Consider the following 14,659-nt stretch of genomic DNA (forward strand, 5'->3'; position numbering starts at 1 on the left):
ATTTATTCAAAGAATTGAAAATAGTTTACAGCGGATCATCTATCATAGATATTTACAGGCAGGACGGGGACTTGAGCAGAAGAGCCGTTCAGTACAAAAGTTATGGACTTTCATTTAGAGAGTATCTTCACTTTAAAGGATTGGGAAACTATAGCCACGTATCGTTAAATCAAATATTGACTGATCATGAAGAATTAGCTTATGAATTAATAAAGGATTTTAAGCCAATTGAGCAGTTTAAAAAATATTTGCAAAAAGGGTATTACCCATTTTTTATGGAGTCTGAATCGACTTATTTAATCAAAATCAATCAGGTTATCAACGCTATTATTGATTCAGACCTCGCTTTCGAAAAAGGAGTCGATGCGCAGCACAGAAAGAAAATGAAACAACTGCTCTACATTTTAGCTACAAATGTTCCGTTTAAACCTAATATTTCTAAACTAGCAAGTAAAACAGGATTATACCGTTCTACATTAGTTAAGTATATAAATTATTTGGAGCAAGCAGGGATTATCAATACCATTACGAAAGTGGGTAAAAGCATTAGTACACTCCAAAAACCTGATAAAGTATTTCTCGAGAACCCTAACTTACATTTTGCTTTAGATATTGAATCAGCAAATTGGGGAACTGTGAGGGAATCATTTATCCTCAATCAGTTAAAAAATTCTGGACATGAGGTTTCACAGCCTCCCAAAGGTGATTTTATCGTAAATGATAAAATTGTTATAGAAGTAGGAGGATCGAATAAAACAGGTAAACAAATCAAACAAATTCCCAATTCTTTTATTGCAGCAGACGATATGGAAATAGGAGTGGGGAATAAAATACCGCTTTGGCTATTTGGGTTTTTATATTGAAAGCTATCAATACCCGTATTTCTTTTTCCACTTTTCACGTAGAGACTGCCTCAGTTGATTTTCCCGGGCATTATTTCCCGGTTCGTAGAACTTGTGGTTCTTCAAATCATCAGGCATAAACTCCTGATCAACAAAATTACCGGGATAATCGTGAGCATATTTGTAACCCTTTCCATAGTCGAGTTCTTTCATCAGCTTAGTTGGTGCGTTACGGAGATGCATTGGAATAGGGAGGCTTCCCGTTTCTTTCACTAGCTTGCGAGCGTCTTTTATCGCTTTGTAAGAAGCGTTACTTTTTGCAGATGAAGCCATATAAGTCACAACCTGAGACAAAATAATTTCACATTCAGGATATCCGATCGTTTGAACAGCCTGGAAACAGTTGTTTGCCATAATCAGAGCCGTTGGATTTGCATTTCCAATATCCTCACTGGCGTGAATGAGCAATCTGCGCGCTATGAATTTAGGATCTTCACCACCTTCAATCATTCTGGCCAGGTAGTAAACTGCCGCATTGGGATCTGACCCGCGAATACTTTTTATAAATGCCGATACAACATCGTAGTGCATCTCGCCAGTCTTGTCGTAAATCGGCAGGTTTTGATGGATAATACTCTCCACAAATTTGTCGGTAATTTCAATTTTACCTTCAGGAGCATTCATGATAACAAGCTCCAGTGTGTTGAGCAATTTGCGCGCATCACCTCCCGAAAAGCGAAGCAGGGCATCGTAAGATTTTATTGTAATGTCTTTTTCGGTCAGAACCGAATCTTTAGCCAACGCATCGTCAACCAGCTTAATGAGGTCTTCTTTGCTCAGGTGTTCAAGCGTGTAAACCTGGCAACGAGATAAAAGTGCTGGAATGACCTCAAATGAAGGGTTTTCCGTTGTGGCACCAACTAATGTAATAGTTCCGCGTTCTACTGCACCTAATAGTGAATCCTGTTGCGATTTTGAAAATCGGTGAATCTCATCGATGAATAAAATGGGCCTGCCTTTCCCAAATAATCCCGTGTCTTTTGCTTTACTGATCACCTCGCGAACATCTTTAACACCTGAGCTGATGGCGCTCAATGTGTAAAATGGGCGTTTGAGTTCTTTTGAAATGACTTCAGCAAGCGTTGTTTTACCAACACCGGGCGGACCCCAAAAGATCATTGACGCAATTTGGCCTGCTTTCAACATGCGAGCTATGGTGCCGTTGTCGCCCACTAAATGGCTCTGACCGATAATATCATTTAACTTTTTAGGTCTCAGTCTTTCTGCAAGAGGTGCATCATTCATGATTTTTTTATTTTGGAGCAACCATATTAAGATTATGTGAATCTATAATTAAAACTGGCGCGGTGTTTTTTAAATTGATATATTTGGGCAAGCAACAAAAAATATAATACTGCGTATTAATAGTAGCAATTTTTCTAATTCAATATTACAGCTTCAATGAAAATTACAAACTTCTATTCCAAATCTTTTTTGAAAACTCTTTTTTTCATCCTCTCAATACTTGGGTTGGCCAACGTATTGATCATTTTTACTGACTATATTTTCATGGCCTGGCCAATTCATGCTGCTGTTGCTGGTTTGTTTTTTGTTGGAGCCTTACTCGTTCTCACGAAAGAATTTTTTGTGAAATACGATTCACGGGATGATTTTATTGAAATTGAGCGTTCTCGTTTATTCAGTAACACCAAACGTCCACGTAAAGGGCATATTCAGGGTTATTGGAAATATAGAGTTTGCGATTACGATATTGTAGATCGCTGGTACGGATCTAAATTGATCCTCAATTACGAAAAGCCAAACGGTAATATTGATGAGATAACAATTCCATTTTCGTTCATCTCTCAAAGACATGTCAAAATACTCAAGCGCGACTTATCGAGAATACTCCAAAACGATACAGCGCTGTTTGTTGGTTCGAGCTTTAAAAAGCCATTTACCAAGTAATAAGCTTTAAACTATTTTTGAAAACGTCTCTTTATTTTAAGAGGCGTTTTTTTATTTGCAAAAACTTTCAATTTATGAATGAAGAAATTAAAAAGTTAGTGCCACAATCAGTGTGGTCTCATTTTGTTGATCTCAATGCTGTTCCAAGACCATCAAAAAAGGAGGAACGTGTAATTGAGTTTATGAAAAAATTTGGTGAAGATCTTGGGCTGGAAACTATTCAAGACGAAATTGGGAATGTTATCATTCGCAAGCCAGCAACAAAAGGTATGGAAGATCGAGCCATGCTCACGCTACAGGGGCATGTTGATATGGTTCATCAAAAGAACAACGACACAGACTTCGATTTTGATAAGCAGGGTATAGACATGTACATCGATGGTGACTGGGTAAAAGCCAAAGGAACAACGCTTGGAGCTGATAATGGCTTAGGTGTTGCTGCTGCAATGGCACTCTTGAGTTCTGACGATATAGAGCACCCTGCTTTAGAGGCGCTCTTTACAGTTGATGAAGAAACAGGAATGACAGGTGCCAAGCACTTGCAACCTAATTACCTCAAAGGTGATATCATGCTCAACATGGACACTGAAGAAGATGATGAAATTACCATTGGTTGTGCCGGAGGTGTTGATACAAGCATTTTTTGGGATTACACTGAAGAGGAAACTCCTAATGAAATGGCCGGGTTTAAGCTTACCGTAAAAGGCTTACAAGGTGGTCACAGCGGAATGGATATTGACACCGAGCGCGGGAATGCCAATAAAATTATGAATCGCTTGCTTTACAATGCTTCAAATGAAGTAGGCTTGCGCCTATCTTCAGTAGATGGTGGCGGATTGCGCAATGCAATTCCGCGCGAATCTGTTGCTGAGGTAGCAGTAAATAATGAAGCAGAATTCAAAAAACTTGTCAAAGAATTTGAAGCGCTCAACCAAATGGAGTTTGGAGCTGTAGAACCAAATTTCAAAATAGAAGCTGAGCCAATCAACGTTCCACAAAAGGTGATGAATGAAGGCGAGCAAATGAAACTGCTAAGAGCAATTTACGCGATGCCCAATGGCGTTTACAAGCGAAGCACTACAATGGACATGGTTGAAACATCTAGTAATCTCGCGCGCGTTTCTATAAAAGCAGGCAAAGTAGAAATTCTGTCGCTACAAAGAAGCAGTGTCGATTCTCAAAAAGATGATCTCGCAGCAAGCATACGTTCAGTATTTGAGTTGATAGGTGCTAAGGTTGAGCATACAGGCGATTATCCAGGATGGCAACCGAACCCTGATTCTGAAATTGTTAAAGTGATGGCTGACCTCTATCGCGAGAAATTTCAGTCAGAACCGAACGTTATGGCCTGCCACGCAGGTCTCGAATGCGGAATTTTAGGCAACCACTATCCTGAGATGGATATGATTTCTTTTGGACCAACAATTCGCGGTGCTCACTCTCCTGATGAGCGCGTTAGTATTTCTTCAGTTCAAAAGTTTTGGGATTTCACGCTAGATACAATAAAACGTACGCCTAAAAAGTAGGCGAGCTGAAATAATATACGGTAAATTGACCTCTGCATAACAATTTTTTAATGTGTGCAGAGGTCTTTTTGTTTGTGGGTATGTAAAAAGGTTGTACTTTTGCAGCGAATTTCTAAAACACTGAAAATTAATTTAATAAAAAGAACCCTTTTATGAAACGAGTTGTTGTATTTGCAGCCTTTATTATCGCGGCTTTTAGCGGTTTCACACAAACCAGTTGGTCAAATGTTCAGGAAAATGGAGAGGGCACATTAAAGGTCTTTATCCAGGAAGAGTTTCCATTCGCATACTTTGAAAATGGAGAACTGGTAGGCATTGAAGTTGATATTTTAAAATCATTTGAGAAATGGGTTGAGAACAGAGAGGATGTCGATCTCCATGTTGAGTTTGTTCGTTACAACCAGTTTATCAAACTTTACGAAGATGTTAAAGCATCTAAAAATGTAGTTGGAGCAGCATTTACGACTATCAACAAAGAAAGAGCACTGGAGGTAGATTTCACCCCAACTTACCTTAAAAACTCTTCAGTATTAATTTCGCGAATCGATGTGCCAACACTTCGTTCTTTTAGCGATTTTGAAAACGTTTTTGGTGATAAAACAGCTTTGGTTATCAGAGGGACTACTCACGAAAAAGAGTTGATGGAAGTGAAAAGACTACACAATAAAGAAATGATTGTCAAATACGTCAATCAACCTGATGAGATGCTGCCTTTATTGAATTTGACAAACGATTACTACGCGATGGTTGACTTGTTAACTTTTTGGAATTTTGTAAAGCAAAATAACGGGAACTTAAAATTGCACCGCATTGCAACTGTTGACAAAGAGGAGTATGGGTTTATGCTTCCTAAAAACAGCGACTGGAGTGAGCCGTTCAACAAATTCTTTACTGAAGGTTTTGGGTTTACTGCAAGTGAAGAGTACAGATCAATACTCAATAAATACCTCGGTAAAGAAGTGATCGATGCAGTAGTTAAGGAATAAAAGAATAGTTTGTTTTTCGATTATTAGAAAAAAGCCGAATCTGAATATCAGATCCGGCTTTTTTGTTTTATTGACAAGGTTGAGAGAAGTCACAAAAAATCTTTTAGGTAATCATTGAATAACAAGTTGGTTGAAGACTTGCTTGAAAACAGCTCGATTATCGGGGTCTAAAAAGTATAGCTTAACATCGTATTTTCCTGGTTCCAAAGTTGGATTTTCAATTTCAGGTTTAGAAGAAAAATCAAATTCAAACTGATCGATCAAAGAGAATTCAGTCTGTGAAGTGTGAAGTGTGATGACATTTCCATTGTTGGGAGCAGAGATTTCAACGATCGTGGATCTGACTGTATTAGTTTCAAAATTCGTGATGAACCGTATTCGGTTGATTTCATCTCTTTCCCAGTAAACCTGTTTGGTGTAGTTTGTTTGATCGCTGAGAAAAGTCGATGGAATCGGCTCTGACCGATAAAGTGTATCACCTGAGTAACCCAAAGCTATCAAATAGTTATTCCCATATTCAGATGGTAACTCATAGTTTAAAATATCATCAACTGCCCTGGTTTCTCCAATTCTCTGGTAAGTTGTGAAGTTTTCTTTTAATGGTGCTGAGAAGTGGTTAGATGCGTAGATCTCAATTTTTTCAATTTTTTGAGTCGGCAAAAAGCCTTTGAAAGAAATGGGCAGTTTGTCGTTCCTGAGTTTTGATGAGTCTGAGGTTGAGTAGCAGTAAAAACTATCGATTATTGTAGTTTCGGAGTCACTGACAACATCACTGAGTGTTGTGATGTCTTTATTACCAATAAGTTGCGGATCAGGGTCTTTTTGACAAGTCCATGCTGTTAAAGTGATTAATATGGCAATTATGAATGTTCTCATTTTTTAAAAATTGGGCTAAAAGTTAACGATTAATCGAACATTCAGCTGTCTGCCGGTTAAATAATTTGGAATACCGTATTGGCGGTTTGAAATATCCCGAACCCACAAATAGGAAATTGTGTTGTTGATAGCCAGCATATTAAACACCTCTGCACTCAACCAAACGCTGTGTAGGTGCTTAAATGGTCCTTTTAGACCCAGGCCTTTTCGTTCGCTTTTCTCATCACGTAGTAGTTGCTTTGAAAAACCAACATCAACCCTGCGATATGGTGGAATCCTCAAAGTATCCTGGTAGCGATCATAGGATGGAGGGCCAAACGGTAATCCGGTTCCGAATACTATGTTTAAATTCATTTTAATCGTTGGATCACCAGGGAAATAATCCTGGAAGAAAAGTGAGAAATTAACGCGTTGATCGGTTGGTCGCGGAATGTAGCCGGGCTCTTTTCTCACGCTATCTGTAATTGGTCTAAATTGATTCCCCTGATATGTGCGATTTCCTTCATCGTCATAATACTCGTAATAGAAATCGTTTTTGATGTCTTCTTTTGTTGACATAATAGAAAGGCTGGCCCATGACTGCACACCTTTCACAAACTCTCCGTTAATTTTGAAATCTATTCCGGTAGCATATCCTTTTGCGTTATTCTCAGCATAGTAGCGCAATCTCACATTGTCGATTTCGTACGGAATCAAATTATCGAGCTGTTTATAATAGGCCTCTGTTGCAAACTTGAATGGCCTATCCCACATTTCAAATACATAATCCATTCCCACGAGATAATGAATGGCGCGTTGAGCTTCAATGTCGTAATTGATATCTCCATTTAAGTCACGCATTTCGCGATAGAAGGGAGGTTGGTAGTAAAAGCCCGATGCTGCTTTGAAGAGAATGTCTTTTTCCCAGTTTGGCTTCCAGGTAAAAAGAGCTCTTGGTCCGCCCACGAGTTCATCATTGAAATCCCAGTAGTGAAAACGACCTCCAACATTAAATGAAAATTCATTTGAGTCAACGGTCAGAGCCCTTGAAAGCTGGCCATATCCCATCAATCGAGATGAGTTGATGTTGTTTCTGGCTCTGATTACTTCGTAGAGATTAATGTCTTCTCTTGATGTAAATGGAGCAGCATTGGGTAGTGAATAGCCAGAGCTATCAACGTAGCGCCATTCGTTGAATTCATCTTCAATACGTTCGTGTTTACCTCTTAATCCCCAGCGCACGGTGTATTTATCACCGTAATAAGTTCCTTTGTGAGCTGCTGCAAATACATTTCCCAACAAGTAGTTGCGAGCGTGATTGATGTAGCCTCCGGTTCCGCGGCTAAATGCTACTTCGCCAAAATTGTCAGATCCTAAATCACGGTTGAGTTCATCGAGTCTGTAAGCGCCCTCAACATCAAAGTTTTCTTGTTGAAGTGTGCGATATGCTGAGGTGATAAATTTTAACCGCAGCTTGTTTGTTGGCTGCCAGGTAGCCGTTAAGGCTCCCACACCGGTTTCATATTCGTTGATTTCCTGTCCATCAAAGAAAACCTTAAGCCTAAGTGCTTCATTGATGGTGCCAAAGTCTGTTTCTCTATCCTGAGGGATGAAGTTGTATTCGTTTTTGGCATAGTTGAGTAATAGGCCCAGTTCCAGGTCATCAGTGAGATCGTAAGTGAAATACCCCTGATAATCTGTAAAAGATGGTTTATAGCTTCCTTCAGTGTCGAGGCTGTTGAGTACGTATTGATTGGTTCTGTAGCGAAATCCGTGGAGCTGAGTGAATCGGTAATTATCGCTGGCATTTTCGAGGTGAATATTACCACCGAGCAGACTTCCTTCAGCTGATCCGGCCAGTTTTTTCTTTGGTTTTTTGTAATGAACATCGAGCACGCTCGACATCTTGTCACCGTATTGCGCTTCAAATCCGCCTGAAGAAAACTCTACTGAACGCACCAGTTTTGGGTTGATAAAGCTCAAACCTTCTTGTTGTCCGGATCTGACCAAAAACGGCCGATAAACTTCAACATCGTTAACATAGATGAGGTTTTCATCGAAGCTACCACCGCGAACGCTGTACTGGGAGCTGAGCTCATTACTGCTCGAAACTCCCATTCCCTGGAAAAGAAGTGTTTTTTCGATGCTCGCATTGGGCATTGGTAGTTGATCGATTGATTTGGGGTCAATACGGCTCATGGTTGATGTGCGCGTTCGTTCATCTTCAACGATCACTTGCTTGAAACTTCTACTACCAAAGGTTAATTGAATATCAATATTTTTTGTTTCTCCCGGATTGAGGTTGAACGTTTTGTAAAGTGTGTCATAACCCAGGTAGGTGATAACCACTGTTTGCTCAATGTTGGGTTTTACTGAGATGGAAAACGACCCGTCTCGCTTTGTGGATGTTCCTTTATTCGGTTCTGACTGTAGAAAAACATTAGCGCCCACGAGTGGCCTAAAGCCTTCGTCTGATACAGTTCCGGTGACCGTTGCAGATTGCGACAGGGCTGTTGTTCCACAAATAGTGACGAGGAACAGTAGTGCTATGAGTTTTCCAATGTTTTTCAAGACTTAATTTGAAGCTTTCAAATGTAGGAGTTGCATCTACATTTTCAACAACTGGAAATCAAAATCTTTAGTATGTAAAGAAACTTTATTCTTGTTTAAAATCTCCGTTCTTCCATGCGCTAATGAATTTAGCCCATGCGAGCGGATTGAAAATGGTGTAAGAAGGGAACTGCCCGGCACTGTATATTTGGCTGTTTCGGTTTTGCATAGCGTACTTAAAGTTAGCACTTCCATCAGCCATAGGCATGTTCATAATTTTATCTCTCATAGCAGCCTGGCGGAGGTTTCGCATTGCACGTTGGTAATCATCTTCTGGCGTGTTTAGCGACAAAAATGCTTCTTTGAACTGCTCTTTAGTTGGCCATGGATAAACTGTTACTTCTTTTAGTTCTACCGTATCCTTATTGAGTAGTTGAATCATTGAATAGCGTGAGGTTTGGAGAGTATCTGGAATAACGTACAACTCTGATCTGTACCCAACATTAGAAAACCTGATGGTGTCACCCGGCTCAGCTACAAAAGAGAAAAAACCATAATAATCAGATGTTGTACCGCGATGCGTATTTTTGATGATCACAGTGGAAAAAGGTAGCGGATTGAGCGAATCGGCATCTAAAATTACTCCTGAAAACTGCAGTAGGTTTTCGTCTTGAGCTTTTGATTCAAGAGTTCCAAATGCGAGTAATATCGTGAGTAAACTAAGTATTGAAATTGATTTTTTCATCATATTGAGCGAAAATAAATAAACTTACTTTAAGGAATAAATGTAAAACTTGTTTTCAATGAATTCCGGTTCCCTACTTTATCAGTAACGATCACTTTTAGTTCGTGTTTTCCCGGTGTGATTTTTTCGTCATCAGCCTGCAACCAAAATTCATTTGTTTTGCGGTCATATTCCATCAAAATCCATTCTCCGTCAACATACCCATTAAATGTATTGATTCCTGAACCTTCGTCCTCAATTTTGAATTTGATGGTTTCATTTTTCCCGATTTTTCGGTCAGAGCCGGAGAGGTTGACGATGCCGGGCATTTCCTCGTCCAACATTACAGTGTAAGGGCCTAAGCTTCTCGTTTTAAAGTGGAACCAACTTCCTGATGTCAAACCACCACCTTCCGGACTAATCACTTCGTAGTTTTCATCGAGTGATACCGCGTACAGTTTATTTCCTTTTTCAGTTGGGAAGTCTTCCGTTTTTAAATAAACATCAATGTAATCGTGAAGCGGAGTGTAGAGATCAGCAATGTGGTGAATAGCTGTGTACATTCCATTTCTCGATTCCTCAGCTTTGTGCTGGAAATAGAGGTTTTTGTAAAGTGAATAAGCCGGAATTTCAATTTTAGCATTTTCACTTTCATAAATGTTGTCTTCATAATAAAGGAACTCAAGTCCTTTGTGCTTCTTCTTTACTGACGGACTTGAAGTGTCAACCTTCACTGAAAACTGGATTTGGGAGTTATTTCCATAAGCATCATCAACTGTGTAAGTGAGTTCGTGATCATATTCAGAGAAGAAAACTTTCCCATTTATTTTTACATCATTGTAGATCGACAATTTGTTGTTGGGCTCGATATAACTCTTTTGTACACGCCTTCTGTTTTTGTGAGTTTGCTCGTAGTCAATATGACAATTGATATACCTACTCAAAGCAAAAGGAATTGCTGTCATTTTGTGGTTGTAAATAGTGTCGCTGTCAGCTATAAGCGAAACAGAGTAAGCCCCACATCTATTGTGAGATCCGTTTGTTTTGTCAATCGTTTCAACACCAAAGCCAATAACTCCACGGGCTGTGAGATTGAGCGGCCCGGGCAAGTGATATTTTCCATTCCTTCCTCTAACAGCTATGTGAAGAGGTTCAGTTTTACCATTCACCAAACTGGTATCGTTTAAAGGATAAATAGAAACTGTTTTGATAATCGGGTGAATATTATCCTTTATACCAAAATTGAAAAGCAGCGGATTAACCGGAACCTGATTATCTGTTTTTCTAATTTCAAAGTGGAGGTGAGGTCCGCCAGAGCCACCGGTATTACCAGATAATGCAATTACTTCACCTCTGTCAATTTTCAGTTCACCGGGTTTCGGATACGCATCAACCTCAAAAGATTTTTGGTTGTACTGTCTTTCCCTGATGTATTTTTCAATTTCTTCATTGAAGCTTTTCAAGTGAGCATAAACTGTAGTGTAACCATTAGGGTGCGCTATGTAAATAGCTTTTCCGTATCCGTAAAGCGAAACTTTGATGCGGGAAACGTATCCTTTGGCAGCCGCTTTCACATTCAGACCCTCAATTTGCTGAGTTTTGAGATCGATGCCGGCATGAAAGTGATTGGAGCGAATTTCTCCAAAGTTTCCCGCGAGGTAAAGCGGAATATCGAGCGGAGCATCGAAGTAGTCTACAGGGAAGTCAGCACGGTTCTGACCGAAACCTGAAAGACTCATAAACAGCACAGTGAGAAGAATCAGTTTACGCATATATTAAAATTGTTGGGCTGCAAAGCTATCCGAATTTGACAAATGTTTTTAAACAGTGGTCACATTAGTAATTGTAAAAATTTGTTTTAACAAAAAGCTAAACTACTTTTGCTATTAGCCTTTTGAAATCGGCTTATGGAAAACAATTTAAACGATTCGGTAAAATATATTGCGCACAGCGTAAACCGGTTGATCAAATTGAATGCCGAAGCTGATGAAAAAGCAAATCAATTGCAACTTGAGAATGAAAGACTAAAAGAGCAATTGGAACGTAAAGAAAGTGAGTTAGCTACCTTGAATAAGCGATATGAAGCGTTGAGAATGGGCGAAAAAATAGCCGGAAACGCTGAGGATCGCGATGACTTGAGGAAAAAGGTTAACGAACTGGTACGGGAAGTTGACAAATGCATTGCACTGTTAAATGACTAAATACGAAAGTGAATAATGGACGACACGCTTTCGATAAAAGTAACAATTGGAAACCGGGTTTACCCGTTAACCATAAAGAGAGACGAAGAGGAGCAGATTAGAAGGGCAGCGAAGAAGGTGAACGACAATATGAAGGAGCTGGAAAGCAATTATGCGGTTCGCGATAAACAGGATTTACTGGCTATGACAGCACTATATTATGCTGACAGAGCTTTGAGTAACGAAACGCGAGGCGCTGTGATAGATGAAGATGTATCCTCTCAACTCAATGACGTGCGTGCACAGCTCGACTCCTATTTGGATAACAAAAAGTAATGGGGACTTGTCCCCTAAAACCATCCCGTGCAAGTTCAACCAAGTTTGGTAAAACTAACATCTAAATCGTTAAGGGTGTAGCTCTCGACTTACAAAACCAGGCCTGTTTACCCCGGCTTATGCCGAGGGGATTTCCTCTTTGAGGAGACACTGGACGGTTGCGAAGTTAGGCAGCCCTAAACTTTAACTTTTCTGAGTTTTACTCAAACTATATGGGCTTGTACGGGTTTTTAAAACCGTTTAAAAACTATGGAAATAGTAAGTGTTTTAGTAGGAGCCGCAGCCGGATTGATTATTGGCAGTGGTATTATTTATCTCTTACTCAAAAAATCAACTGAGCGCAAATCTGCCTCAATTCTAAAAGAAGCTGAGAAAGAAGGCGAGATGCTCAAAGAGCGAAAGCTCATAAAGGCTAAGGAGAAATTTCTTCAGCTGAAAGAAGAGCACGAAAAGGTCATTAGCGAACGCAACAATAAAATACAGCAGAGTGAGAATCGAGCCAAGCAAAAAGAGAAAACCCTCAATCAAAAGTTACAGGATGTTAACAAGAAAGAACGCGATATCAACGCTAAAAGAGGAAATCTCGACAAGCAACTTGAAATAGTTCAAAACAAACAATCTGAACTCGATAAACTTCATTCAAAACGTGTTTCTCAACTCGAAGAAATGAGTGAAATCAGTGCTGATGAAGCGCTCGAAGAACTCAAAAAAGAACTCGTTGATGATGCCCGCTCCAAGTCAATGCAAATGATTCAGGAAATCGTTGACGAAGCAAAAATCAATGCGAATAATGAAGCTAAAAAGATAGTCATTCAAAGTATTCAACGTGTTGCTACTGAGCATGCCGTTGAAAACTCGGTATCAGTATTTAACATCGAGAGTGACGACATCAAGGGCCGAATCATAGGTCGTGAAGGTAGAAACATAAGGGCGCTTGAAAGTGCAACCGGAGTTGAAATCATCGTTGATGATACACCTGAAGCTATTATACTTTCCTGCTTTGATCCTGTTCGAAGAGAGGTTGCTCGATTATCACTTCACCAACTGGTTACCGATGGTCGTATTCACCCGGCCAGAATTGAAGAGGTTGTTCGCAAAACGCAAAAACGTATTGAGGAAGAGATTGTTGATACAGGTAAGCGCACCTGCATTGATCTCGGTATTCACAACATGCACCCTGAGCTCATCAAAATGGTTGGCCGCATGAAGTATCGTTCTTCTTACGGTCAGAACCTGTTGCAGCACTCTCGTGAAGTAGCAAACCTCTGTTCAACAATGGCGAGCGAATTGGGAATTAATCCTAAACACGCTAAACGTGCCGGACTGTTACACGATATTGGAAAAGTGCCTGAGGACGAGCCGGAAATGCCTCACGCAATCCTGGGTATGAAAATGGCTGAGAAATTTGGCGAAAACGCTGAGGTATGCAACGCGATTGGAGCACACCACGATGAAATTGAAATGACGTCATTGCTTTCACCAATCGTTCAGGTTTGTGATGCTATATCAGGTGCACGACCAGGTGCTAGACGTGAAGTTGTAGAGTCTTACATTCAGCGATTGAAAGACCTTGAGAATCTTGCCATGAGTTTTGATGGAGTTATTAAAGCTTATGCAATTCAGGCAGGTCGTGAGTTGCGTGTAATGGTTGAAAGCGAAAAAGTAAACGACACAATAGCCGGTGAAATTTCAATGAACATTTCACAAAAGATTGAAGATGAAATGACGTATCCCGGACAGGTACGGGTCACAGTAATTCGCGAAACCAGAGCGATTAATATTGCCAAGTAATGGGATCTGACCAAAAATATTTTGCGCACGAAACGGCTGTAATTGACGAAGGTTGTGAAATAGGTGCCGGAACTAAAATTTGGCACTTTTCGCATATTATGAAAGATTGTGTTTTGGGTGAGAAATGCAATATTGGCCAAAACGTTGTTGTATCGCCCGATGTGCATTTGGGGAATAATGTAAAAGTTCAAAATAATGTATCCATTTACACTGGGGTCAACTGTGAAGATGATGTTTTTCTCGGTCCCAGTTGTGTGTTTACCAATATCACAAACCCCAGGAGCAATGTGGTGCGCAGAGGCCAATACGAAAAAACAACTGTTAAGCGTGGAGCCAGTATTGGTGCTAATGCAACGATCGTTTGTGGTCACGATATTGGCAAGTTTGCTTTCATTGGAGCAGGAGCAGTAGTGACGAAAACAGTCCCTGATTATGCCCTTTTGGTAGGGAACCCGGCAAAACAAATCGGCTGGATGAGTGAATACGGTCACCGACTTCACTTTGATGAGAAGGGTATTGCCAAATGTCCAGAAAGTGACCAAGAGTATTTGCTCGAGGATGGTGTGGTTAGGAAATCCCAATAACTCAAGATATTGTCTAAAGAGGCTAAAGACACAGTTCAAAAATCCGGAATATTAAGTAAGAGTTTTTCAACTCTTGTTGTGAGGCTTATTGGAATGGGCCTGACTTATGTATTTAATATAGCCGTTGCTCAAATCTATGGACCAGAAGTCTTTGGATTATTTGCTCTTGGACAGATGGCTCTCATGGTTGGAGTTGCTATTACAAAGGGTGGATTAGATATTTCATTTCTTCAAATTTCTTCTTCAAAACCGATTCACGAGCAAAAGGAACATCTTAAAAGTGATTATAAAAAGACAGCTGTTTCAATCTTTATTTG

The 14,659-nt window shown here is 40.0% G+C and carries 14 protein-coding genes; 9 read left to right on the top strand and 5 right to left on the bottom strand.

Annotation, left to right across the window (positions count from 1 at the left end; translation table 11 throughout):
* A partial coding sequence (locus RI557_RS09910; protein WP_310683533.1) for an AAA family ATPase occupies positions 1 to 863 on the top strand: 863 nt, incomplete at its 5' end.
* A gap of 6 nt (positions 864 to 869) precedes the next feature.
* Here the strand turns inward: RI557_RS09910 and RI557_RS09915 are convergent.
* Positions 870 to 2,147 (bottom strand): replication-associated recombination protein A, encoded by a 1,278-nt coding sequence (locus RI557_RS09915; protein WP_310668219.1) that lies wholly within the window; start codon positions 2,145 to 2,147, stop codon positions 870 to 872.
* A gap of 156 nt (positions 2,148 to 2,303) precedes the next feature.
* On the opposite strand from RI557_RS09915, the gene RI557_RS09920 reads away from it, so the two are divergent.
* From RI557_RS09920 to RI557_RS09930, 3 genes are all read left to right on the top strand, one after another.
* Positions 2,304 to 2,810, top strand: coding sequence for a hypothetical protein (locus tag RI557_RS09920; RefSeq protein ID WP_310683536.1), 507 nt, complete (start codon positions 2,304 to 2,306; stop codon positions 2,808 to 2,810).
* Positions 2,811 to 2,884: 74 nt separating this feature from the next.
* On the top strand, positions 2,885 to 4,336 hold the full coding sequence (locus RI557_RS09925) for an aminoacyl-histidine dipeptidase (protein WP_310668217.1): 1,452 nt from the start codon (positions 2,885 to 2,887) through the stop codon (positions 4,334 to 4,336).
* 152 nt (positions 4,337 to 4,488) lie between these two features.
* On the top strand, positions 4,489 to 5,322 hold the full coding sequence (locus tag RI557_RS09930; protein WP_310683538.1) for a transporter substrate-binding domain-containing protein: 834 nt from the start codon (positions 4,489 to 4,491) through the stop codon (positions 5,320 to 5,322).
* A 111-nt stretch (positions 5,323 to 5,433) separates the two neighbouring features.
* Here the strand turns inward: RI557_RS09930 and RI557_RS09935 are convergent, their stop codons facing one another.
* From RI557_RS09935 to RI557_RS09950, 4 genes are all read right to left on the bottom strand, one after another.
* On the bottom strand, positions 5,434 to 6,198 hold the full coding sequence (locus tag RI557_RS09935; protein WP_310683540.1) for a hypothetical protein: 765 nt from the start codon (positions 6,196 to 6,198) through the stop codon (positions 5,434 to 5,436).
* 15 nt (positions 6,199 to 6,213) lie between these two features.
* The gene (locus tag RI557_RS09940; protein WP_310683542.1) at positions 6,214 to 8,748 is read right to left on the bottom strand and encodes a TonB-dependent receptor; all 2,535 of its coding nucleotides are present in this window, start codon (positions 8,746 to 8,748) and stop codon (positions 6,214 to 6,216) included.
* Between the two features lie 85 nt (positions 8,749 to 8,833).
* Positions 8,834 to 9,475 (bottom strand): carboxypeptidase-like regulatory domain-containing protein, encoded by a 642-nt coding sequence (locus RI557_RS09945; protein WP_310668213.1) that lies wholly within the window; start codon positions 9,473 to 9,475, stop codon positions 8,834 to 8,836.
* A 26-nt stretch (positions 9,476 to 9,501) separates the two neighbouring features.
* Entirely contained in the window at positions 9,502 to 11,223 is a 1,722-nt protein-coding gene (locus RI557_RS09950) for a M23 family metallopeptidase (protein WP_310683544.1), read from the bottom strand.
* Positions 11,224 to 11,358: 135 nt separating this feature from the next.
* On the opposite strand from RI557_RS09950, the gene RI557_RS09955 reads away from it, so the two are divergent.
* The 5 genes from RI557_RS09955 to RI557_RS09975 form a co-directional block, all read left to right on the top strand.
* Positions 11,359 to 11,652, top strand: coding sequence for a hypothetical protein (locus tag RI557_RS09955; protein ID WP_310668211.1), 294 nt, complete (start codon positions 11,359 to 11,361; stop codon positions 11,650 to 11,652).
* Between the two features lie 15 nt (positions 11,653 to 11,667).
* On the top strand, positions 11,668 to 11,967 hold the full coding sequence (locus RI557_RS09960) for a cell division protein ZapA (protein ID WP_310668210.1): 300 nt from the start codon (positions 11,668 to 11,670) through the stop codon (positions 11,965 to 11,967).
* Positions 11,968 to 12,216: 249 nt separating this feature from the next.
* Positions 12,217 to 13,758: a ribonuclease Y gene (rny, locus tag RI557_RS09965; protein ID WP_310668209.1), complete on the top strand. Its 1,542-nt coding sequence runs from the start codon at positions 12,217 to 12,219 to the stop codon at positions 13,756 to 13,758.
* Positions 13,758 to 14,342, top strand: a complete 585-nt coding sequence (locus RI557_RS09970; protein WP_310683546.1) for an acyltransferase — start codon at positions 13,758 to 13,760, stop codon at positions 14,340 to 14,342. The genes rny and RI557_RS09970 overlap by 1 nt, the downstream gene beginning before the upstream one ends.
* A 9-nt stretch (positions 14,343 to 14,351) precedes the next feature.
* Positions 14,352 to 14,659: hypothetical protein (locus RI557_RS09975; protein WP_310683548.1), on the top strand; the 308-nt coding region annotated here is incomplete at its 3' end.

The sequence above is a fragment of the Salibacter sp. genome (genome assembly GCF_031581065.1).
Lineage (GTDB): Bacteria > Bacteroidota > Bacteroidia > Flavobacteriales_G > Salibacteraceae > Salibacter.